General features: G+C 60.1%; 17 protein-coding genes. 10 read left to right on the forward strand and 7 right to left on the reverse strand.

Annotation, left to right across the window (positions count from 1 at the left end; genetic code table 11):
* Positions 1–46 precede the first annotated feature (46 nt).
* Positions 47–1,555 carry a DUF790 family protein gene (locus AC6I65_RS09580; RefSeq protein ID WP_497901686.1) on the forward strand — a complete coding sequence of 503 codons (1,509 nt, stop codon included), beginning with the start codon at positions 47–49 and terminating at the stop codon, positions 1,553–1,555.
* 54 nt (positions 1,556–1,609) lie between these two features.
* On the opposite strand, the gene AC6I65_RS09585 is transcribed toward AC6I65_RS09580, so the two are convergent.
* Complete coding sequence (locus AC6I65_RS09585; RefSeq protein ID WP_497901687.1) at positions 1,610–2,023, reverse strand: DUF5820 family protein; 414 nt, start codon at positions 2,021–2,023, stop codon at positions 1,610–1,612.
* 588 nt (positions 2,024–2,611) lie between these two features.
* On the opposite strand from AC6I65_RS09585, the gene AC6I65_RS09590 reads away from it, so the two are divergent.
* From AC6I65_RS09590 to AC6I65_RS09605, 4 genes are read left to right on the forward strand one after another with little or no spacing between them, the layout of a single operon-like run.
* Positions 2,612–4,684 (forward strand): PrkA family serine protein kinase, encoded by a 2,073-nt coding sequence (locus tag AC6I65_RS09590; protein ID WP_497901688.1) that lies wholly within the window; start codon positions 2,612–2,614, stop codon positions 4,682–4,684.
* A gap of 1 nt (position 4,685) precedes the next feature.
* Positions 4,686–6,971: a PrkA family serine protein kinase gene (locus AC6I65_RS09595; protein WP_497901689.1), complete on the forward strand. Its 2,286-nt coding sequence runs from the start codon at positions 4,686–4,688 to the stop codon at positions 6,969–6,971.
* A complete protein-coding gene (locus AC6I65_RS09600) occupies positions 6,962–8,290 on the forward strand; it encodes a YeaH/YhbH family protein (protein WP_497901690.1) in 1,329 nt (442 codons plus the stop codon). The genes AC6I65_RS09595 and AC6I65_RS09600 overlap by 10 nt, the downstream gene beginning before the upstream one ends.
* Positions 8,283–10,295, forward strand: coding sequence for a SpoVR family protein (locus AC6I65_RS09605; protein WP_497901691.1), 2,013 nt, complete (start codon positions 8,283–8,285; stop codon positions 10,293–10,295). Before AC6I65_RS09600 ends, AC6I65_RS09605 begins: the two co-directional genes overlap by 8 nt.
* 108 nt (positions 10,296–10,403) lie before the next feature.
* Here the strand turns inward: AC6I65_RS09605 and AC6I65_RS09610 are convergent, their stop codons facing one another.
* A complete protein-coding gene (locus tag AC6I65_RS09610) occupies positions 10,404–11,171 on the reverse strand; it encodes a hypothetical protein (RefSeq protein ID WP_497901692.1) in 768 nt (255 codons plus the stop codon).
* Between the two features lie 640 nt (positions 11,172–11,811).
* Here AC6I65_RS09610 and AC6I65_RS09615 point away from each other — a divergent pair.
* The gene (locus AC6I65_RS09615) at positions 11,812–13,722 is read left to right on the forward strand and encodes a beta-CASP ribonuclease aCPSF1 (protein WP_497901693.1); all 1,911 of its coding nucleotides are present in this window, start codon (positions 11,812–11,814) and stop codon (positions 13,720–13,722) included.
* Between the two features lie 44 nt (positions 13,723–13,766).
* Here AC6I65_RS09615 and AC6I65_RS09620 read toward each other — a convergent pair whose 3' ends face one another.
* Positions 13,767–14,168 carry a hypothetical protein gene (locus tag AC6I65_RS09620; RefSeq protein ID WP_497901694.1) on the reverse strand — a complete coding sequence of 134 codons (402 nt, stop codon included), beginning with the start codon at positions 14,166–14,168 and terminating at the stop codon, positions 13,767–13,769.
* Positions 14,169–14,372: 204 nt separating this feature from the next.
* Complete coding sequence (locus tag AC6I65_RS09625) at positions 14,373–14,549, reverse strand: amphi-Trp domain-containing protein (protein ID WP_497901695.1); 177 nt, start codon at positions 14,547–14,549, stop codon at positions 14,373–14,375.
* A 153-nt stretch (positions 14,550–14,702) separates the two neighbouring features.
* Between AC6I65_RS09625 and AC6I65_RS09630 the strand changes: the two genes are divergently transcribed.
* A complete protein-coding gene (locus AC6I65_RS09630) occupies positions 14,703–16,058 on the forward strand; it encodes an MFS transporter (protein WP_497901696.1) in 1,356 nt (451 codons plus the stop codon).
* Between the two features lie 102 nt (positions 16,059–16,160).
* Here AC6I65_RS09630 and AC6I65_RS09635 read toward each other — a convergent pair whose 3' ends face one another.
* Entirely contained in the window at positions 16,161–16,817 is a 657-nt protein-coding gene (locus AC6I65_RS09635) for a DUF7504 family protein (RefSeq protein WP_497901697.1), read from the reverse strand.
* Positions 16,818–17,294: 477 nt separating this feature from the next.
* Here AC6I65_RS09635 and AC6I65_RS09640 point away from each other — a divergent pair, with 477 nt between their 5' ends.
* Complete coding sequence (locus AC6I65_RS09640) at positions 17,295–17,489, forward strand: DUF5786 family protein (RefSeq protein WP_254156513.1); 195 nt, start codon at positions 17,295–17,297, stop codon at positions 17,487–17,489.
* A 119-nt stretch (positions 17,490–17,608) separates the two neighbouring features.
* Here the strand turns inward: AC6I65_RS09640 and AC6I65_RS09645 are convergent, their stop codons facing one another.
* On the reverse strand, positions 17,609–18,955 hold the full coding sequence (locus AC6I65_RS09645; RefSeq protein ID WP_497901698.1) for an RNase J family beta-CASP ribonuclease: 1,347 nt from the start codon (positions 18,953–18,955) through the stop codon (positions 17,609–17,611).
* A gap of 817 nt (positions 18,956–19,772) precedes the next feature.
* Between AC6I65_RS09645 and AC6I65_RS09650 the strand changes: the two genes are divergently transcribed.
* Complete coding sequence (locus AC6I65_RS09650; protein WP_497901699.1) at positions 19,773–20,771, forward strand: tyrosine-type recombinase/integrase; 999 nt, start codon at positions 19,773–19,775, stop codon at positions 20,769–20,771.
* Positions 20,772–21,178: 407 nt separating this feature from the next.
* Positions 21,179–21,445 carry a hypothetical protein gene (locus AC6I65_RS09655; protein WP_497901700.1) on the forward strand — a complete coding sequence of 89 codons (267 nt, stop codon included), beginning with the start codon at positions 21,179–21,181 and terminating at the stop codon, positions 21,443–21,445.
* A gap of 269 nt (positions 21,446–21,714) precedes the next feature.
* Here AC6I65_RS09655 and AC6I65_RS09660 read toward each other — a convergent pair whose 3' ends face one another.
* Positions 21,715–22,290: a rhomboid family intramembrane serine protease gene (locus AC6I65_RS09660; protein ID WP_497901701.1), complete on the reverse strand. Its 576-nt coding sequence runs from the start codon at positions 22,288–22,290 to the stop codon at positions 21,715–21,717.
* Positions 22,291–22,602 lie beyond the last annotated feature (312 nt).

Below are 22,602 nucleotides of genomic sequence, written 5' to 3' on the forward strand. Positions count from 1 at the left end.
CGTGCGAGCGGACGATTTTTGCCCCCTGCCCGCCCACCTCGAGTGAATGCTGCGCAAGGAACTGCTCCGCGTCTCTCGGGCCGGCGGCGGCTACCACCTCCAGTTCGCCGACCGGGAACACCGTCCGCTGGCCGCCCGCGTCATCGGGACGTTCCAGGGTCACGTCGGGGAGCAGCGGGGAACGCTCGAGGACGCGCTGGCCGGTCTCGAGGCCGACGCACCCGACTTCAAACTCGTTCGGGGATTCGCTGCCCTGTGCGAGCGGGAGGCGACCTTCGAGACGGAGGCGCCCTTCGATCCCGAACGGCTTCGCCCGGCGGTGTTCGAGGCGGCCGAAGCCGTCGGCGTCGTCACCGAAGACGAGCGGGCGATGGCCCTCGTGGGCGCCGCGGAAAGTCGCGACGTGTCGGCGGACGACCTCGAGGCGGGTCTGTTCTCCGACCTCGAGGAGCGCCAGGTGCTCGCCGACCTGGACGTCCCGTGGGATCCGGACGGTCTCCTCGCCCAGTACAACCTCTCGCTGGCCCAGACGGCGTTGTTCGACGCGACCGAGGTCAACGTTCGGTCGTCCGATCCGAAGGCGCTGATCTCGGCGGTCAAGCGGCTTCGCCTGATGTACGAGATCGAGGTCCCCGATACTGGAAACCGGATCGTCGTCGTCACCGGGCCCACCGCACTCTTTCGAGCCACCAGACGCTACGGGACCCGATTCGCGCGCCTCCTGCGTACCGTTGCGAAAGCCGAGGCGTGGTCGCTCGAGGCGACGATCAACGACCGGGGAACCGAGCGGATGCTCACGCTGTCGGACGCCGATCCAGTTCGGGTGCCCGACGCCGACCCGGTCGCCGAGGTGTCCTTCGACAGCGGCGTCGAGGTCGACTTCGCCGCCCGGTTCACGAACCTGGACCTCGAGTGGGATCTCGTCCGCGAGCCCGAACCGCTCTCGACGGGGACGCGGGCGATGATCCCGGACTTCGCGTTCGACTACCGCCACGACGACTTTCGGCTCTACTTCGAGATCATGGGCTTCTGGACGCCCGAGTACGTCGAGAAGAAACTCGGCCAGCTCGAGGGCCTCGAGGACGTCGACATGATCGTGGCCGTCGACGAGTCACTCGGTGCCGGCGAGGCCATCGAGGCGAGAGACCACCGGGCGATTCCGTTTCGCGGAACGGTTCGCCTGAAGGACGTCGCCGACGTGCTCCGCGAGTACGAGACGGATCTGGTCGCGGCGAGCGCGGCGAGCCTCCCGGACGAACTGGTCCCGGACGAGGACGTGATCTCGCTGGCCGACCTCGCCGCCCGCCACGGCGTCGGGGAGGACGCCCTCAAGGCGGTGGCGTTTCCCGACCACGAGCGCGTCGGGCGGTCGCTCGTTCGTCCCGGCGTGCTCACTGAGCTGCGGGAGGACCTTGAGGCCGGGCTCTCGCTGGCCGAGGCGGAGACGGTCCTCGAGGGGGTCGGACTCGCGGAGACGAGCGCCGCCCTCTCGCGGCTGGGGTATCGAGTCGAGTGGGAAGGGCTGGGCGGTGGGGTATTGCGCCGAAGCGAGTAGCGTGTTGAGTCGGAGTAAGTGACGCGACTCACACGGGTTGCGCTGTCAGGCTGATCAGTCGTCGTCGCCGTCACCGTCGCCGGTCAACTCCTCGAGCGCATCGAGATACCGCTCGCGAGGCACCTGATACAGTTCGCGGAAGTCGATCTCGCCCACAGCAAAGCGCTCGGCGAGGTCGAGCGTGCAGTCGACGGCCTCTTCCCTCGTCGGGTATCTGTTCGTCTCCCGGAGGTGGACCTCTGGCTCGAGGTAGAGGGTGACGTGCCAGTCGCGTTCGGCGGACCGGTCGCCCGGATTGACACCCGGACGGCGCGACCGTTTACCGTGAGTGAGATACAGCGTCGGGAGACACGCCGCCGGATACTCGTCAGCGTCGAACACGTCGGGCCGATAGGCGAGGACGACTCGACCGTCGTCCTGGTCGCTCCAGACGACCCAGCCCTCGGGGAGGTCCGCGAAGTCGCTCATTGTCTCGGTGTACGCACACGAGCCCTAAAGCGGTACTGACACCGACCGGTGCTTGAACGCGGACTCGAGAGCGCGATGTCAGAGCGTGCGCGCGAGCAAAATTGGCTCACTGGCGCCTCTTTACTTATATACGGCTCGGCACTATTCGATCATGTTCCGTGTCAACATACAATCGTTCGTGAATAGAATTGCCGGAAAAAGGTCCTGGTAAATATCTTTTGGGGCTATGCTTAAGTGTCTCGAATACACACTCATTAAACACTATCGATATCCGACCGACGGATCGATTCACTTCACACGGTGCACTGTCGACACAGGCGATGAACGAGTCGCCGCGTCGACGGAGTGGTGAAGGTTCACACATGACAATCCCTGCGAACGCCGCCCGCGCGACTTCGCCCATCCGACCGGTACCGAGAGCGGCGAGTCTCGACGGATCGAAGCGCTGTCGTCGCCCGGGAGACGACCGACGACCGAGTCCGAACCCGAGTGCCGACCGCCGGTTTCGGTCGCCCAGTCGGACCGATCGAAACGTGAACCGAATCGGTGCAGACGGACCCGCCCGTGGTTCCCAGCCCAACACAATCCATGACTAGTGACATCGAAACCCTCGAGACGCTGAGCAGCGATTACAAAGCATCCGTGCCCGAAGACCTTCGGGAGACGCAATCCTTCGACTGGTACCTTGAGGCGTGCTACGAAGACCCGAAGATTACGCGAAACGCCCACCAGCGCGTCGCGGACATGTTCGACTTCTACGGCACGTCCTACGACGAGACCGAAGGCGTCGTCGAGTACCTCCTCGCGAGCGAGGATCCCCTCGGTGACGGCGAGAACACGTTCTACGGGACCGTGATCCACCAGTCGATCCACGAGTTCGTCAACAAGGTCAAATCCGGCGCCCGGCGTCTGGGTCCGGAACGACGGATCAAACTCCTGCTCGGCCCGGTTGGCTCCGGGAAATCGCACTTCGACAAACAGGTGCGCAAGTACTTCGAGGACTACACGCTCCGCGAAGAGGGTCGCATGTACACCTTCCGCTGGACCAACCTCGGCGACGTGATCCGCGACCAGGACCCGACCGACGACACGGTCCGTTCGCCGATGAACCAGGACCCGCTCGTCCTCCTGCCACTCGAGCAGCGCCAGACGGTGATCGACGACCTGAACGAGCGACTCGACGCGCCGTACACGATCCGCAACGAGCAGAGCCTCGATCCCGAGAGCGAGTTCTACATGGACAAGTTGCTCGCTCACTACGACGACGACCTCCAGCAGGTGCTCGCGAATCACGTCGACATCGTTCGCCTCGTCGCCGACGAGAACAAGCGCCAGTGTCTCGAGACGTTCGAACCCAAGGACAAGAAGAACCAGGACGAGACCGAGTTGACCGGCGACGTCAACTACTCGAAGATCGCCATCTACGGGGAGTCCGATCCGCGCGCGTTCGACTACTCTGGAGCGTTCTGTAACGCGAACCGCGGCATCTTCTCCGGTGAAGAGCTCCTGAAGCTCCAGCGGGAGTTCCTCTACGACTTCCTGCACGCCACCCAGGAGATGACGATCAAGCCGAAGAACAACCCCCGGATCGACATCGACCAGGTGATCGTCGGCCGGACGAACATGCCCGAGTACAAGGACAAGAAGGGCGACGAGAAGATGGAGGCGTTCAACGACCGGACCAAGCGCATCGACTTCCCGTACGTCCTCTCCTACGAACAGGAGTCCCAGATCTACGACAAGATGCTCGCTAACGCCGACGTGCCCGACATCAACGTCGAGCCCCACACCCTCGAGATGGCGGGCCTGTTCGGCGTCTTGACACGGATCGAGGAACCCGACACCGAAACGGTCGATCTACTCTCGAAGGCGAAGGCCTACAACGGCGAGATCGACGAAGGTGACGACCTGGACATCAAAAAGCTCCGCGAGGAAGCCGCCCGCAAAGCCGAAATCGGCGAGGGAATGGTCGGCGTCTCCCCGCGGTTCATCGGCGACGAGATTGCCGAGGCGATCATGGACTCCAAGCACCGTTCGCGGGGATTCCTCTCGCCGCTGACGGTGTTCAACTTCTTCGAGGAAAACCTCGAGCACCACGGCTCGATTCCGGAGGAGAACTTCGAGCGCTACTACCGCTACCTCGAGATGGTTCGCGAGGAGTACAGGGAGCGCGCCATCGAGGACGTCCGCCACGCGCTGGCCTACGACGTCGACGAGATTCAGCGCCAAGGCGAGAAGTACATGGACCACGTCATGGCCTACATCGACGACGACACCATCGAGGACTCCCTGACGGGCCGCGAGCAAGAGCCCGACGAGACGTTCCTGCGCTCGGTGGAGGAGAAACTCAACGTGCCCGAGGACCGCAAGAACGACTTCCGCCAGGAAGTGTCGAACTGGGTCTCCCGGCGCGCCCGCGAGGGCGACACGTTCAACCCGCAGGACAACGAGCGTCTGCGCCGCGCCCTCGAGCGCAAGCTCTGGGAGGACAAGAAGCACAACATCAACTTCTCCGCGCTGGTGAGCGCCAACGAGTTCGACGACGACGAGCGCAGCGCCTGGATCGACGCCCTGATGGAACAGGGCTACTCCGAAGCCGGCGCGAAGGAGGTGCTCGAGTTCGCTGGCGCGGAGGTCGCCAAGGCCGAAATTGAGGACTAACATGCGCGGCACCGACTACGTCGACGCGGCCGACCGCACGCTCGAGGAGACCTACGAGGAGCCGATGACCCTCGCGGCGTACGTCGACCGGATCTTCGAGACGCCGTCGACGGCCTCTCACGCCTCGAAGTACCTGCTCGAGGCCATTGAAGCCGCCGGAACCCGGGAGGTGATCGAGGAGGGCGAGGAGAAGCGACGGTATCGCTTCTTCGACGACCCCGGAAACGACGGCGAGCACGCGATCCTCGGCAATACCGAGGTGCTCAACGAGTTCGTCGACGATCTGCAGTCGATCGCCGCGGGCCGGGCGAAAGACGAGAAGATCATCTGGTTCGAGGGGCCAACCGCGACCGGCAAGTCTGAACTCAAGCGGTGCCTGGTCAACGGGCTTCGCGAGTACTCGAAGACGCCCGTGGGTCGTCGCTACACCCTCGAGTGGAACGTCGACGCGACCGACCCGGACGAGCGGGGGCTGAGCTACGGTGGCAATCCCGCGCCGTCCGACGACGACCACTGGTACGAGAGCCCGGTCCAGGTCCACCCGCTGGCCGTCTTTCCCGAGCCGGTCCGGGAGGAGCTGCTCGCGACGCTGAACGACCGGCTCGACGACCACGTCCCGATCTCGGTCGACACCCGACTCGATCCGTTCTCCAGGGAGGCCTACGACTACCTCGAGGAGCAGTACCGCCGCCGCGGCACCGAGGGGCTGTTCTCGGCGATCACTGACGAGAGTCACCTCCGGGTGAAGAACTACGTCGTGGACGTGGGATCGGGAATCGGCGTCCTCCACGCGGAGGACGACGGTCGCCCGAAGGAACGGCTGGTGGGGTCGTGGATGCACGGGATGCTCCAGGAACTCGACTCCCGCGGCCGGAAGAACCCGCAGGCGTTCAGCTACGACGGCGTCCTCTCGCAGGGCAACGGCGTCCTGACGGTGGTCGAGGACGCCGCCCAGCACGCCGACTTGCTCCAGAAGCTGCTCAACGTACCCGACGAGCGATCGGTGAAACTCGACAAGGGCATCGCGATGGACGTCGACACCCAGATGCTCATCATCTCGAACCCCGACCTCGAGGCCCAGCTCAACCAGCACGCCGACCGAAACGGCATGGACCCGCTGAAGGCACTCAAGCGCCGCCTCGACAAACACGAGTTCGGCTACCTGACGAACCTGAGCCTCGAGACCGAGTTGATCCGCCGGGAACTCACCGGCGAGACGACCATCTGGGAGGCCGAGGACTACGACGACGTGGCCGAGAAGATCAGGGCGCCGATCACCATTACAGTCAAGGAGAGCGACGGCGAGTTCCGGGAACGCGAGTTCGCTCCGCACGCGCTCGAGGCGGCGGCCCTCTACGCAGTCGTCACACGCCTCGACGAGGACGGAACGCCCGCCGGACTCGACCTGATTGACAAGGCGCTGCTCTACGATCGGGGGTACCTGCAGGAGGGCGACACCCGCCGGGACAAAGACGAGTTCGAGTTCGACGAGCACAGCCACGACGGTGAGCACGGGATTCCCGTCACCTATACCCGCGATACGCTGGCCGAACTCATCCAGCACGAGGCGGACCGCCATCACCCCGACCTCCCGGTCGCCGACGTGGTCATGCCGCGCGACGTGCTGAACGCGATGGCCGAGGGACTGGCCGACGCCCCGGTGTTCTCGACGGGCGAGCGCTCGGAGTTCGAGAACCGGGTCGTCCCCGTGAAGAACTACGTCTACGACCAGCAGGAGTCGGACGTCATCGAGGCCATCATGCACGAACAACGCGTCGACGAGGCGACCGTCGCCGAGTACGTCGAGCACGTCTACGCCTGGGAGACCGACGAGGCGCTGTATAACGACCGCGGGGAAGAGATCGACCCCGACCCGTTGAAGATGAAGCTCTTCGAGGTCGAACATCTCGGCCGATTCTCCGAGGAGGCCTACGAGTCGAACCTGCCGCGAGAGATCGTCAGGGAGTTCCGCCGCGAGAAGGTCATCACCGCACTCAACCGCCACGCCTGGGAGCACCGCGACGAGGACTTCTCCGTGTCTGACGTCGACCTCGCGTCGATTCCCGTCATCAGGTCCGTCCTCGAGAGCCACGACTGGGACGACGTCAGGCGGACCTTCGAGGACCTCGACCCCCACCAGTGGGACGACCCGCCGAGCGGCACCGAGACCGAGGCCGTCAAGGAGGCGACGCTCGAGCGCCTGGTCGCGGACTTCGATTACTCCCCGGCGTCGGCCGAGTTGACCAGCAGACACGTCATGGGACAGGTGAGTTACCGATGGGACTGAGAGACGACCTCGATCGATTCCGCGAAGTCGGCGAAGAGCGCCGCGAGGACCTCTCGGAGTTTATCCAGTACGGCGACCTGAGCGGTGGCAATCGAAACGACATCCAGATCCCGATCAAGATCGTCTCCCTGCCGGGATTCGAGTACGATCAGCGCGACCAGGGCGGCGTCGGCCAGGGCGACGGCGGCACCCCGGACGTCGGCCAGCCGGTCGGTCAGCCACAGCCCCAGCCTGGCGACGGTGACGATGGCGAGGAGGGCGAGCCAGGCGAGGAGGGCGGCGAACACGAGTACTACGAGATGGACCCCGAGGAGTTCGCCCAGGAACTCGACGAGGAACTCGGCCTGGACCTCGAGCCGAAGGGCAAGCGCGTCATCGAGGAGAAAGAGGGGCCGTACACGGACCTCACGCGATCGGGCCCGGACAGCACCCTCGACTTCGAGCGCATGTTCAAGGAGGGGCTCAAGCGCAAGCTGACGATGGACTTCGACGAGGAGTTCGTCCGCGAGGTCTGCAAGGTCGAAGGGATCACTCCCCGGGAGGTCTTCGAGTGGGCCCGCGGCGAGAACCTCCCCGTCTCGATGGCCTGGATCGAGGACGCCCACGCCGAGGCAGCCGACGCCCGCGGAAAATGGGCGTCGATCGAGGACGTCGAGGAAAACGTCGAGCGCGAGACGATCCACGAGCAGATTCGACGCGACGGCATCAAGCACGTGCCGTTCCGGCGCGAGGACGAGCGCTACCGCTACCCCGAGATCATCGAGGAGAAAGAGAAGAACGTCGTCGTCGTCAACATCCGGGACGTCTCGGGGTCGATGCGTGAGAAGAAGCGAGAACTCGTCGAGCGGACGTTCACCCCGCTGGACTGGTACCTCACCGGGAAGTACGACAACGCCGAGTTCGTCTACATCGCCCACGACGCCGACGCCTGGGAGGTCGAACGCGAGGAGTTCTTTGGCATCCGCTCCGGTGGGGGAACGCGCATCTCGAGTGCGTACGAACTCGCCCGGGAACTCCTCGAGGAGTACCCCTGGAACGACTGGAACCGCTACGTCTTCGCCGCTGGCGACTCCGAGAACTCGAGCAACGACACCGAGGAGGGCGTCATCCCGCTGATGGAATCGATTCCGGCGAACCTCCACGCCTACGTGGAGACCCAGCCCAGCGGGAACGCCATCAACGCGACTCACGCCGAGGAACTCGAGCGCCACTTCGGCGACACCGACGACGTCGCGGTGGCGTACGTCAACAGCGAGGAGGACGTCACCGACGCGATCTACCGTATCCTCAGCACCGAAGCGGGTGATTCAGATGAGTAATTCGGATCGATTCCACAAGCAAGCGGTCGCCGCCGACCTCGAGGAACCAGTCCGCGAGGCGCGCAACCTCGCGCAGAAACTCGGCCTCGAGCCCTACCCGGTGAAGTACTGGATCGTCGACTACGACGAGATGAACGAACTCATCGCCTACGGGGGCTTCCAGTCGCGCTATCCCCACTGGCGCTGGGGCATGCAGTACGACCGCCAGCAGAAGCAGGGTCAGTACGGCGGCGGCAAGGCCTTCGAGATCGTCAACAACGACAACCCGGCCCACGCCTTCCTCCAGGAGTCGAACACGACGGCCGACCAGAAGGCCGTCATCACCCACGTCGAAGCACACTCGGACTTCTTCGCGAACAACGAGTGGTTCGGCCTCTTCACGGGGGAGGCGGGCGACGGCGACGTCAACGCCGCCGCCACACTCGAGCGCCACGCCCGGGCCATCGCCGACTACATGGCCGACCCCGAGATCGACCGCGCCGAGGTCGAGAAGTGGATCGACAACGCGCTCGTCCTGGAGGACACGATCGACCAGCACGCGGTCTTCGAGCGTCGCCTCGAGATGGACGGTCCCGAGGAGGGCCTCGACGACGACCTCGCCGAAAAGCTCGACCAGCTGGGGCTCTCCGACGAGGTAAGAGGCGAGGTCTTCGACGACGAGTGGCTGGCGGGACTCGAGGATTCGGATGCGGGCGCCGAATTTCCGAGCGAACCGCAGTCCGATGTGCTCGCGTTCGTCCGCGAGTACGGCAAGCAGTACGACCAGGAGTCGGGGAAGGCCCGCGAGATGGAACCCTGGCAGCGCGACGTCCTCGACATGATGCGCACCGAGGCGTACTACTTCGCCGCCCAGAAGATGACGAAGATCATGAACGAGGGTTGGGCGGCCTACTGGGAGTCCACGATGATGACCGACGAGGGCTTCGCCGGCGACGACGAGTTCCTCAACTACGCCGACCACATGGCGAAGGTGCTCGCCTCGCCGGGGCTCAACCCCTACAGCCTGGGCATGGCCCTGTGGGAGTACGTCGAGAACACGACGAACCGACGGGAAGTGCTCGAGCGCCTGCTCCGCGTGGAGGGGATCTCCTGGCGCAACCTCGCAGACGTCGTCGACTTCGAGGACGTGCTCGAGGCGCTCGAGCCGCCATCCGCCATCGCCTCGATCACCGGCGACTCACTCGATGCGCTCGAGGACGTGCCCGAGTCCTGGGTCGACCGGGAGGCTCTCGAGGCCGCTCGCGACGGCGAGATCGACGTCGATCGCTACCCGTGGAAGGTACTGACCCACGAGGGACTCGCCCGGCGCCACTACTCGCTCGTGAAACCCCAGAATCGCGGGTTCCTGGCTCGCGTCAGCCAGAACGACCTCGAGTCGATCGGACGCTACCTGTTCGACGACGCCCGCTACGCGTCGGTCGAGGAGGCGCTCGCGGACGTCGACTTCAGTGCCGGCTGGGATCGAATGCTGGACGTCCGGGAGAGCCACAACGACGTCACCTTCCTCGACGCCTTCCTGACCCAGGAGTTCATCACCGCGAACGACTACTTCACCTACGAGCACTCGCGGGCGACCGGCCAGTTCCACGTCTCGAGCGTCGACGCCGAGGACGTCAAGAAGAAGCTCCTGTTACAGTTCACCAACTTCGGGAAGCCGAGTATCGCCGTCTACGACGGCAACTACGACAACGCGAACGAACTCCTGCTGGGCCACCGGTACAACGGCGTGATGCTCGACATTCCGCAGGCGACAGCCACGCTCGAGCGGGTGTTCGAGCTGTGGGGTCGGCCCGTGAACCTGCTGACCATCGTCAAGGAAGTCGACGACCACGACGTGGAGGTGGCCAGGCGACGAAATCGGGAGCCCGAAGCTAAAGAGGTGGGCAAGCGCATCCGGTACGACGGCGAGGAGGTGACGGTGGAGGACGTACCCTGGGAGGCCGTCGAGCACCTCACCGCCGACGACGTCGACTACGATACGAAGCCCGAGGAGTGGCTGGCCTGAGCGAGGACGAGGCTGGGACCGAAAACCGTCACGAACGGCGACTCGAGCCAGGGATCCAGCATCCGCAGCGGTGCCAATCTCCAGTCAATTGTCTCAGAGTTCGACACCCTACAACGAATCCCCGTAATACCGCTCACACAGTCTGAGGAACTCCTGCGACCGGTCGCGTTCGCTCCGTAGCGTTCGTGTCACTACTCTCGCGTACTCCGTGATGTGGCTATCACCCGGTTCCGGGATGCGATTCTGGACCACGCCGCTCAGCTCACGAACCGGTTCCCGAACGTTGCTGACGTCTTTCGACGGGAGCGGGCTGCGTTCGAACGGCTCGATCCGCTCGATGGCGTTCTCGAGATTGGTCACCTGTGCGGAGACGGATTCGTACCGCTCTCGCGAGACGGCTACCCCATTCGGCCGCGGAGTATTGAACACGTGAATCCAGACGGTTCCGTTTCGATGTTTCTCCTCGAATTCGTCGATTGTGTCGCAGTCGAAGGCATCGCGGCGGGTCACGTAGCCGCCAAAATTGTACCGTCGCCAACACTTCTCGCCCGCCACGTACACCGGATTCGTTCCGGTATCCGGTGCCAGCTGGATGGTCCCCGGTTTCGGGTCGGGTTCGTCACCGGGTTGCCAGCCCACCCACGCGTCGTCCCCGGCCTCGTCGGTGGCGAGTTCGCCACAGGCGCTACACACGGGATTTGCGTAGCCGACGGGCAGGTTGGTCGCGTCGTGTTCCTGAATTCCGCAGACGGCACATCGCAGGACTCGAGGTGGTGCCTCGTCGTCTGGTGGTCCATAGCGGTCGGACGAAATAATCTCGTCGGGGGGTTGGGCGTTGGCCGTCAATCCCTTGAAATCGAATCGTTCGAGATTCATAGTCGACCAGTCTTCTCCACATATTTCATTTCGGTATAAAAACTCTCGTTCGGGAATCGTGGTCGTGATCAGTCGAAGCTAACGGTCGAGGTGGGGTGATTTCAGCTCATCTATACCGAGAATCGCCCGCATCAGTGGTTGTAGCAACTGGCTCGAAGGAGACGTTGTGGGACGCGGACACCGCATCGGTCGACAAAGTTGCATAGTACCAATCTGGGTGCCGATTTCAAACCGAACGTCACAGCAATCGGAACGGTGTCGAACGTGTCTTCGAGAGAGACCCCTCGTTCAGCAATAGCGTCAATCACGTCGTTCTAGCAATCGCCGACATGTGGTCACAAGCCTTCGCCATCTGGTGGAATTCGCCTACCTGAACACGATGGTATGACCAGACCCTATTCATTCCGGTGAGTGCAGACACCAGTACTGCCACAGCAGGAAGGTTTTTAACCTTCGTTACAAAGTCAATAGTAGCAGTTCATCGCGTCTCTCGACGGCGTTGACCGGGCGCTCGGTACTCGATTGACCGATTCTTCCTGGCAATTTCGGCCAGTTGGCCCGTCGATCCCGAGTACGCCGCTGCCGTAGACCACCCAGTGGATTTCGGTCACATTGCGACGAGACAGCGATCCTCTCCCCTATGAGCGACGATACGACCCACTCAGACTTACACGAACGCATTGTCACGCAGGTGCCCTCACATCTGGACGTTACGGAAGTCCAGTACGAGGGCCCAGACCTCGTCATCTACACCGAGACCCCCCGCAAGTTCGCTGAAAACAGCGACCTCATCGGAGACCTCGCACGGACACTCCGAAAACGGGTGACGATACGGCCAGCGCCGGGGGCCCAGTCGAGCCCATCGGAAGCGGAGACGAAGATCCGTGAAATCGCTCCTGACGAGGCCCAAATTCGGGATCTCGAGTTCTATCCGACGATCGGGGAGGTGATCGTCGAAGCCGAGAAGCCAGGGCTCGTCATCGGACAGCGAGGAAGTACCCTCCGCGAAATCACCCGGGAAATCGGCTGGAACCTGGAAGTGGTTCGAACACCGCCGATGGAGTCCTCGACCGTCGACAACGTCAGGAACTTCCTGACCCAGGAACGCGGGGAACGACGCGAGTTCCTCGCAAAAGTCGGCGAGAAGATTCACGGAGAGCCCGAGAAGGACCTCGAGTGGGTGCGGATCACGACGCTGGGCTGTTGTCGCGAAGTCGGTCGCGCGAGTTTCGTGCTCCACACCCCGAATACGCGGATTCTCATCGATTGCGGCGACAAACCCGGAGCCGAGGGAGAAGTACCTTACCTTCACGCGCCCGAGGCGATGCCGCTAACGGGTATCGACGCCGTCGTGCTGACCCACGCTCACCTCGACCACAGCGCGTTGCTTCCGCTGTTGTTCAAGTACGGCTACGACGGGCCGATTTACACGACGGAACCGACGCGGGATCTGATGGGGCTGTTGCAACTCGACTACCTGACCGTTGCCTCGAAGGAGGGGCGAACCCCGCCGTACTCGAGCGAGCAGGTTCGACAGGCGATCAAGCACACGATTCCGGTCGAGTACGGCGACGTCACCGACATCGCCCCGGACGTCAAACTGACGATGCACAATGCGGGCCACATTCTGGGAAGCGCCTCCGCTCACTTTCACATCGGAAGCGGGTTCTACAACGTCCTCTTCTCGGGCGACGTTCACTACGAGCCGACTCGGCTGTTCAACGGTGCCGTGAACAACTTCCCCCGTGCGGAGGCGATGGTCATGGAGTCGACGTACGGTCGCCGTGGCGACTATCAGACGGACACCGAGGAGAGCGAAGCGAAGGTCCACGAAATCATCAGGGAGACGTACGAGGAGGACGGGATCGTCGTCATCCCCGCATTCGCGGTTGGTCGGTCCCAGGAACTCATGTTGGTCCTCGAGGAGGCGATGCGGGAGGGAACGATTCCGACGATGCCGGTCTATCTGGACGGGATGATTCGGGAGGCGACCGCGATTCACACGGCGTACCCCGAGTACCTCAGAGATGGGCTACAACAGCGCATTTTACACGAAGACGAGAATCCGTTCGTCGCAGACCAGTTCCAGCAGGTGGACGGTGGACAGGAAATGCGCGAAGAGATTGCGAGCGGTGAGCCCTGCGTGATCCTCTCGACGTCCGGGATGGTGACCGGCGGGCCGATCATGTCCTGGCTCGAACTGCTCGGACCGGACCCGGCGAACACCCTCATGTTCGTCGGGTACCAGGCCGAGGGGACGCTCGGGCGCAGAATCCAGGGTGGGAACGTGGAAATCACCCTTCCTGGACGGGCCGACCGCGCGAATCGCCTGACGCTCGAACTCAGGATCGAATCGGTGAGCGGCTTCTCCGGTCACGCCGACCGAGCCGGGCTCGAGCAGTACGTCGGCGAGATGAATCCACGACCGGAGACGATTCTGTGCGTCCACGGCGACGAACAGGCGACGGACCAACTCTCCTCTGCACTGTACCAGAACTACAACGTCAGGACCTATCAGCCGAAGAATCTGGAGACGTTCCGGTTCCCCTGAAACCCGCTCTTCGTTTTGAGGCGCTCAACAGCGCGAACCAGTAGTCAGCGTTCCCCATGAACTAGCCCGTACCCAACGAAATAGCCAAACCCAACCACTATCGTTCCCCACACCGCGATAATCGCAACAGGCACGATCGCTCCACTGGAGGGGACACCGTCGTTCGTCACTACGTGCGGCGGTACGAGGCCGAGCGTGAGTATGGCGTAACCCACCCCAACGAATCCGAGATAGACGCGGAGGGGATACATTCCACCTGATACACCGAGAAAAACGGCAAGAAAGATGCAATACGGCCACGCGATCAGGTTCGCTATAATAAGCTGGCCCAGAAAGGACTCCGACGATTTCCCAAAGATACCCGGGTAAAACGGTGCGACGAACAGGGCAAGGATACCGACGACAGCAAGAGCGTACGTGATCCGAAGACGAGACCACCGAGACATATTCTATTCATCTGTATAATGTGTGAATACTGTAATGGGTGTTTCGATGTAGAACCTTTCTCCAAAACCGTCACTCTGGGAACCGCTCACTACCGTGCAAGTGTGCTACTTGAGCTCCCGAAGTCGGTGCAACCAACGTTACTCGATCCACCGAATCTCGTACTCGAGTTCGTATCGCTGCTCGCTGGTTTCGGAATCGGTGAATCACTCGAGTTCGACCTCGAGCGTCGTCGTTTCGGGAATCGTCACGTGCTCGTCCTCCGTCGCACTCTCTAAGTGGACGGAGCCGGTTTCGATCTGTTCGGCAGCAGCAACGAGGGCCTCGGCGACCTCTCCTCGAGTTCGCGATTCCTCCGTTTTGAAGAGTTCTTCTTCGGGCATCGGCCGATACCACTTCGACCAGCGCGTGATAGCCCTTACCCACTTCCCACGTGCTGGAAACGGCATGTACTCGCGAGCCCCTTTCTGGTATCGGTGGAATGCACACCCTGCGATTATCGAAATGTCTTTACTCGGATCGTCAAAAATCAGGGTGTGGACGACAAACGAGCCCAATTTTGGGTGCTCTATCTCACACGGTTCGCGGAAGGATTCGGCTTCATTACGCTGATCACGCTGCTGCCGTACTACATCAACGCGCTCGATCCGTCGAGTACGACCATTCTCGGGATAACGATTAGCGCCGGTCTCATCATCGGACTGTATACGACCGGGTTCACCCTCGCACAGACCGTCGCCATCGTCCCGCTCGCCTGGGCGGGTGACCGCTTCGATAAACGGCTCGTCCTGCTCGTCGTCCTCGGCGTCGGCGTTGGCGTCTACGCGCTGTTTCCGGTCGTCGACTCGAGCGCTTCCTTCATCGCGATCCGTGCGCTGCAGGGGATCGCCGTCACGGGCACTGGTCTGATGACACTGTCGCTCGTCGGCCAGATTGCCGACGTGGGAACGCGAGCGAACTACATCGGAAAAGCAAACGCGGCGAGCTTTGGGGCGTCGATACTCGGCAGCATCAGCGCGGGCACGCTCTACGACGCGTTCGGGTTCGGTCCGATCTTCCTCGTCATCGTCTGCATTATGGTCGTCGCCTGGGTCGGAACGTTCTGGTACCTGGACCCGGACGAAACGCGGATCGAAGGATTCCCGTTTTCGGGTTTGGCACTCAATCGGCGCATCCTGACGCTCTCGACGTTTCGCTTTCAGTACGCGTTCGCTGTAACCCTCGTTCGGACGTGGGTGCCGATCTTTGCCGGTCTCTCCGCTGCTGAAGGCGGACTCGCCTACGGCGGCTTCGCCGTCGCGCTGACGGTCGTCGCTGAAAAGTTCACTAACATGTGCTGCCAACCGTTTACCGGACGGCTCTCGGACGGATACGGACGGGCACTGTTCGTCTTTGCAGGTGGGGCGGCCTACGGACTCATCGCGTTGGTCGTCCCTCTCTCACCATGGCTGGGGGCAATACTCGGACTTCCATCTGAACTCGTCGTAGCAGTTCCCGGTGTGCTCGCCGGAAGCACGCTCCCTGCGTGGCTGCCATACGACTCGGTTACCGATCAACTCGTCCTGATTGGCGAGGTATCTCCGGCATTTTTCCCGCTCGTTTTCCTCTCCGGACTCCTCGGCATCGCGGATAGCTTTCGTGAACCAGCAAGCATGGCGTTGTTCGCCGACGAAGGCACCGAGGAAGGTGGTGTCGCCTCGAGTTTCGGTATCCGCGAACTCGTCTGGCGTCCGGGAAGCGTGATCGCTCCGCTGCTCGGTGGTTGGCTGATGATTGAGGTGAGTATGGCGTCGGTCTTCTACGTCGGTGGTGCGTTCGCGCTGACTGGCGTGACGACGTTTCTCGTTATTCTCGTGCGTTTCCATGGACGAAGCGCGCTCATGGAGTGGTGAAGAAAATCGATTCGAATTCTCGTTGTCTCCCGTAGGAATCTTACAGGAGACCGTGAGATACTCTTGCAATTGACTGTATAGGTAGCTTGAAGAAAAGCAAGATCAGATGCCACTGAGTTGTTCGTGTACTCGCCGGTACTCCGCCGAAATTGAACCATCCGTTCGTTCTTCAATCCAGACGATTCCATCGACGATCTCCCTCAGTGCAGAGAGCGTGGCCTCGTCGTGTCTGGTGTACTCGAGACCGAGGACGACGAGCCCCGAGTCAGTCCGCCCCTCGATGAGGTGTTCGAGGACACTGATAGTGCGTTCCAGACCCTCGTCTACGAGTAGCGGCGTGAGTGATCGAATCCCAAAATGGGTCGTCCGGCTATCGCTCGCCATCGAGGCTTCTAGCTCCCAGAGTGCGAGTACGAGCCGAGTCAATTCGACCGAGTGCGGTAACGAGACGACTGGATACTTTTGAAACGGGGAGGAAGGATGGTTTTGCGGAGTCGCATCGACGACCCCGAATCGACCCGATTCAGGTGATGCGAGAGCTGTTTGCTGGCGGATCGTTCGTTCAGCAGAAATAGCCGTCGTGACGACAATTCGGCGTTCTTCGGGAGACGTATAACGATCCAAAATCCGGTGCGAGACGGCGTGCTCCTCCAGTGGAGCAGGTTTTGCGACGAGGATCACTGAATCCTCGGTAAGACTGTCTGGAAGTCCCTCGAAATCGATTGTTCGGAGGTGTTCGTCGGAGTTGGGTGTTGGCATAGGTGTTTTTCGAATCTGGGTTAGTCACTCACTGTTCGATTCTGGAGTCGATGACTGATCGAGCGTACGGAGTGTCTGTTCGGGGTAGTACCGTTCACCACTCGATTGGCATACTGTGACGACGGTCGAATCAGTCGTCGTCACTGAAGCCCCCGCTTCCAACGGGTCAACCATCGCTTCTTCGAGTTCACCCCCGCGGGCTGCACAGGGAAGGTCACGTTCTGAAGTCATGATTCACAAGATACGTCTGGTAGACCGCTCAGCGGAGATCAACGGAGCGGTCTCGAGCAAATGTGCGGCCAAACCGATCAGATCCGATATGGGGCAGCTACGAACGGTGAAGATAACCTGGCCGCACTGAAGCTGAATTCTAGTTTTCTAGCGACGCGTAAGTATTTTTCGTCCATTTTTGACGTCCCTTCATAACGACATAGTTGAACCGCTGGAACTATACCACTGGGCTCTCATCCTGTTACTATGGGTTTTGGAAGCTACGATGAGTCTGAGCAACAGCATCAAAACGCGGATACAGAAGATGACGAAGATGCTGCCGTGAGTGTCCACGAACACGAACACGAGGGAACGATTACTGTCGAAAACGGTAGTTCGACCGACGACCTACTCGGACAACTCAAAGACATCAAAGACAAGAAGGCACAGGACGACGAGTGAAGCCGCTGTTGGATCGGCCTACCGTTCAGTGAAACTATATTGCTAATTTACACAGCAATAAATATCGCCCGCAGATATTTCAGGAGCGAATCACTCGACCGGGTGGGTCGTGCTTCAATTCAAACGAGCTGGATGATATTCCCGTTCGACGTGACGTGAATATCGCGCCCGAGTGCATATCCTTGATTCGAGGCGAGGTCGACGTATCCGGAGAAGCCTTTGAGATCCTGGTGAGCGGGGATGATGTGCTGGGGCTGAAGTGCGTCGAGCATCGTGTAGTGGCCCTCCTGGCAGAGGTGACCCGACACGTGAATATCGGAATACACGCGGGCACCCTGCATGCCGAGCAGTTTCTCGGCCTGGTAGCGCTGGCCCTCGTTGGTTGGTTCGGGGATGACGCGAGCGGAGAAGACGACTTTGTCGCCGTCGTCCAGTTCGTAGGAAGTCTCGCCGCGGGCCATACGCGTGAGCATCGCGCGGGGTTCGCCCTGGTGGCCCGTCACGATGGGCAGGAAGTCCTCTTTGCCATCGTTCATGATCCGTTCGAACGACTGATCGATCGATCTGCGGTAGCCGAACATGCCCAGGTTGTCCGGGAAGTCGACGAAGCCGAGTCGTTCCGCGGTGCCGGAGTACTTCTCCATCGAGCGCCCGAGCAGGACGGGCTGACGGCCGATGTCGTCGGCGAACTCGACGAGGCTCTTCACGCGAGCGATGTGTGAGGAGAACGTGGTGGCGACGATGCCGCCGTCGTAATCCTCCATGCTGTAGAGGACGTCCCGGAGGTGTTCGCGAGCGACGTTTTCGGAGGGGGTTCGCCCCTTCTTGTTCGCGTTGGTGCAGTCCTCGATGTAACACAGGACGCCTTCGCCCTCGCGACCGATCTCGCGGAAGCGCTTCATGTCGATGGGGTCGCCGATGACGGGCGTGTGGTCCATACGCTTGTCCAGGCCGTAGACGATGGCGCCCTCGGGCGTGTGCAGGACTGGGTTGATCGCGTCGATGATCGAGTGGGTGACGTTGACGAACTCGAGTTCACACCCGTGGTCGCCGATGGTCATCGACTCGCCAGGGTCCATCTCGACGAGTTCGCTGTCCGAACTGAATTTGTCCTCGTCTTCGAGTTCCTGTTCGACTAACGCGAGCGTAAATGGCGTCGCGACGACCGGCGCATCGTATCGATGTGCCAGTTTGGAAATGGCACCGATGTGGTCGAGGTGGCCGTGGGTCGGGACGATCGCCTGGACGTCACCGTCGAGGTCGCTCATGACCCGATCGTCGGGGATGGCGCCCATGTCGATCAGGTCGAGGCTGTGCATGTTCTCCGTCTGGATGTTGTCGTGAATGAGGACCTTCGAGAGGTTCAGACCCATGTCGAAGATGACGATATCGTTTCCTGCACGTACGGCAGTCATCTGCCGTCCAACTTCCTCGTAACCGCCGATGGTTGCAATTTCGATTTCCATAGTTTAGCCGATCATAGCGGTCCAGCCACAGGGAATGGAATAGAGCGAGTACAGCGTCAGTGAGAGGCGTCGGTCGCGGTAACGAGCGTGCTCGTCGTCTTGACGGTCACCCGCATCCGTGTGAGGGACAGCGCGTCTTTCGGTTATATGGGTAGTGACTCCTCGAGCCTATATACTTCGGGGTTCGTGCTCGAGGAGCACACCCAATAGGCGACTGGCGCTCACTCGAGGTGGTTCTCATGGACGACGAACGGTTCTAAAGAGTCCGACGCCGTCTGGTCAAGATTACAGCGTGAGGACGGGGGTTGGACAGATTTGAACCGAAGGAAGACGTTCTTGCTCGCTCACTCCGTTCGCTGTGCGAACTGCGACTTTCAGGGTTCAAATCTACCCGTGACAACTTTTCAACGACGAGCGACTCGCTACACTCACGACTTCGTCGTTCGCATTTCCGTGGCGCTACGCGCCACGCTACGCTCGTCGCGTTGTGTCGCTGAAAAGTGGGTTGGGGCAGATTTGAACTGCATGAAAAGTCGTGAAATAAACCGCATTTCACGCCTTTTCTTACGTTCGAGGATCGCTCGCTCCGCTCGCTGCACCTCGAACTGCCGGGCCTCCCACGGTTCTCGGCGCTTGCGCGCCTGCGCTTCCGTGTCTGGAGGTGTATCGACCATCGCAGTTGACCAACCAGGCAGGCATCGCAGACCCGTGGCGATCACGCCACCGCGCGCTTGCACTCAATGCGGTCGAGTCACGTGGGTAATTGGGTGATGCCGTCGCAGCGTGGGACTCACAATCTCGTGGTCGCACGACCACTATGACACGACAGCTAACCCCGAAAGAAGCCGCGGAACGCTACATCAAAGAACGCGAACCCGACGTCGCGCGCGCCACACTGTACAACCACCGATCGCTCCTGAAGCAGTGGTGGCACTGGTGTGACGACCAGAACATCGAGTACGTGAACGACATCGACGGATTCGATATTTCCGATTTTCGACTTGAGCGACAGCTCGAGGTCGGCGAAGTCACGCTCTATAACCAGATGACCGTTCTTCGTGTGTTTGTTCGCTGGCTACAAAGCCGAGGATTGGTCACTAACGGTCTTGCCGATGGAATGACAGTCGCGCAACCCGACGACGCAAGTCGTAACTCGAAAATCACTGTCGAGACAGCACAACAAATCCTATCGCACCTCGAGAAATACGAATATGCGTCCCTTCGACACACCGCTTTTGCGTTCCTCTGGCACACTGGGATGCGACTCGGCGCGCTCCGATCAATCGATTTGGATGATTACCATCCCGAAGATCACTACGTGGAGTTGCATCATCGGCCCGAGACAGAAACGCCGCTGAAAAACCAGAAGAACAGTGAACGCGAAGTCAATCTGGCACTCTGGTGTTGTTCGTTCTTGGACGACTACATTGATGGTCGACGTGATGATGTCACAGACGACTATGACCGGACACCACTCTTCACTACTGAACAAGGAAGAGCGAGTCACTCAAATCTTCGAGATCATGTGAACCAGATCACTCGCCCATGCGATTACACCAATGAATGTCCTCACGATCGTGAAATCACTGAGTGTGAAGCCACAACACGTCTGCACGCCGCGCGCTGCCCGTCAAGTATTGCCCCGCACGATCTCCGCCGATCCAGTGTGACGTATCTGCTGGATGAGGGGCATCGGGAAGAATTGGTTGCAGATCGGGTCGACATGTCGGTGCGGACAATGAAGGAACACTACGATCAGCGTACAAAATCAGAGAAACGTAAGCTGCGACGAGAGGAATTTGGGATTGATGGTTAGCATCTAACCAGCACCTACTTACCGGGAAACACCCCATTCCTCGATAACTTGCATCCTCACGAACCAAACGAAGATATCGGCGAACTACTCGATACAAGACCTGAGGACGAAGACTACGCTCGACAGAAAGGAAAATCGTCGGTACAGTTCACAAGACGTTCGTCGAAAACGAGGGTAACAGTAGATAGTAGCACGATTTCGTTATTCAGTCTCGCACCTGAAACTGAAACAGGTGATTCGGTAACTATGTCTGCAAACTGACCGCTGGAATTCCTACCAATCAGCGTATCTCTTCGAGAAGTCGTGCTGAATAGACAGCGCGAATGTTGCATGGGATATAGCCCAGTTTACGAAGGGGTGATCGCTCAGTCCAGTAGTTTTATTTGACAGAAATTAATTGACATGGTATGGTCTACCCGGAAAAAAACGGCGACGAAATAGAATCCGAATTGAAAACCCGATTCGATCCGGATAGCTCCGCTCTTAATACCGTCATGGAGAAAATTAGAAAGGCCCAACAGATGGAAGAGTTCAGCAATTATTCTCACTGGGATGAGCCAGAGAAATTGGCTGATCATTTGAAGGGGTTCTCACAAGAGCAAGGAATAAAAGCAGGATGGAACAGGTGGATTAGTATGCAAGAAGGGTGCAAACCACATCTGAAAATAGATTGACCGCAGGCACGTATAGTGGGTCGATGATTCACTGATTTAATTGTACAACAGACGATGTTGTCATGCTGCATACACGCTCTACATTGATTTCGCTAACTGGGTTGTGGACTGGGCTGATGATCAGGTGTTCGATTTCGAATGAGGAAGAGAAGTAGAGCCTCGTAAACGAGGACGGCAAGTTTTTCGGCAGGTGATCTCGGATGTCATCCACACCGATAGCGTCTCACCGACCCCTCGATTTCTTGCATAGTATGCCCCACGAGAAGTTCTCATCCGCCGGCCAGCTCGTGCCGCCATGCCCGCCACCCAAACCACAGTACTCCGAGAACAAGCCCGGTCGTATGCGCCGACACCGCCACGCCATCAGGTCGTGGCTCAAGACCTACGAACCGCTGGACTGTAACCCAAGAGTCTGCGGTCAGGTAGACCAAGATGAGCAGAATTCCGAGTCCGACGGCCACTTCCCTGGCATCGAACTCAAAGGAGTCAATGTGCCCCACAAGGAGGACGAGCAAGACCGGAACAATGTATCCAGTCAACGCCATAGTCAGCCCGCTCGCACCTCTCGACAGTTCGCCGTACTTGAGCACTACTGGTAGATAGAGGGCGAGGTAGGGAATCATCACCGCGAAAAATAGGAACGTGACCCAGCCCACACGCCTCTCAACCCACGTACCGACCAGAACGAATACGAGTAGGTTCTGCCACAGGTGGTTAAAACTCGCGTGCATCCACGGGGCGAGAACAGTGTAGGAAAGAGGCGTGATAGCGGGCGAAACGAAATAGATGACCACCATCCCCAGCGTGAGGGCAAACGTGATCCACGGTATGTCGTCAATCGTCACTACCACGTTAATTGATTCATCCTTGGCAAATATTTCTCGGTCATTCTTTGAGCAGACTGCTATCTCGGTGAAGGCATGTTACCAGACAAAACCTCACTAGACCCAGCACTAGGTACTCAAAGTAGTCTGGAAAGTAAGTGGAGATCGCTTTTGTAGGTATTGACAAATATGGAATGGGTATTTAAGTTGGATGGGATAGATTAGGAAATTGAAGATGAAGAAAATACGGCAGAGTTAGTGGGAGAGGGGGTCAAAAGTACTAGTCGGTCGGGTGTGCTGTTAATACTTGTATCGAGAGTTTAGTCCGATAGA

This window comes from Natronosalvus sp. KLKA75, from assembly GCF_059736265.1.

What these genes read in the sequence shown, in the direction of transcription:
- AC6I65_RS09650 (WP_497901699.1), top strand. Translation starts at nt 19,773, where the DNA reads ATGACACGACAGCTAACCCCGAAAGAAGCCGCGGAACGCTACATCAAA.
- AC6I65_RS09635 (WP_497901697.1), bottom strand. Translation starts at nt 16,817, where the DNA reads ATGCCAACACCCAACTCCGACGAACACCTCCGAACAATCGATTTCGAG.
- AC6I65_RS09595 (WP_497901689.1), top strand. Translation starts at nt 4,686, where the DNA reads ATGCGCGGCACCGACTACGTCGACGCGGCCGACCGCACGCTCGAGGAG.
- AC6I65_RS09625 (WP_497901695.1), bottom strand. Translation starts at nt 14,549, where the DNA reads ATGCCCGAAGAAGAACTCTTCAAAACGGAGGAATCGCGAACTCGAGGA.
- AC6I65_RS09615 (WP_497901693.1), top strand. Translation starts at nt 11,812, where the DNA reads ATGAGCGACGATACGACCCACTCAGACTTACACGAACGCATTGTCACG.
- AC6I65_RS09580 (WP_497901686.1), top strand. Translation starts at nt 47, where the DNA reads ATGCTGCGCAAGGAACTGCTCCGCGTCTCTCGGGCCGGCGGCGGCTAC.
- AC6I65_RS09590 (WP_497901688.1), top strand. Translation starts at nt 2,612, where the DNA reads ATGACTAGTGACATCGAAACCCTCGAGACGCTGAGCAGCGATTACAAA.
- AC6I65_RS09655 (WP_497901700.1), top strand. Translation starts at nt 21,179, where the DNA reads ATGGTCTACCCGGAAAAAAACGGCGACGAAATAGAATCCGAATTGAAA.
- AC6I65_RS09640 (WP_254156513.1), top strand. Translation starts at nt 17,295, where the DNA reads ATGGGTTTTGGAAGCTACGATGAGTCTGAGCAACAGCATCAAAACGCG.
- AC6I65_RS09585 (WP_497901687.1), bottom strand. Translation starts at nt 2,023, where the DNA reads ATGAGCGACTTCGCGGACCTCCCCGAGGGCTGGGTCGTCTGGAGCGAC.
- AC6I65_RS09610 (WP_497901692.1), bottom strand. Translation starts at nt 11,171, where the DNA reads ATGAATCTCGAACGATTCGATTTCAAGGGATTGACGGCCAACGCCCAA.
- AC6I65_RS09600 (WP_497901690.1), top strand. Translation starts at nt 6,962, where the DNA reads ATGGGACTGAGAGACGACCTCGATCGATTCCGCGAAGTCGGCGAAGAG.
- AC6I65_RS09605 (WP_497901691.1), top strand. Translation starts at nt 8,283, where the DNA reads ATGAGTAATTCGGATCGATTCCACAAGCAAGCGGTCGCCGCCGACCTC.
- AC6I65_RS09620 (WP_497901694.1), bottom strand. Translation starts at nt 14,168, where the DNA reads ATGTCTCGGTGGTCTCGTCTTCGGATCACGTACGCTCTTGCTGTCGTC.
- AC6I65_RS09645 (WP_497901698.1), bottom strand. Translation starts at nt 18,955, where the DNA reads ATGGAAATCGAAATTGCAACCATCGGCGGTTACGAGGAAGTTGGACGG.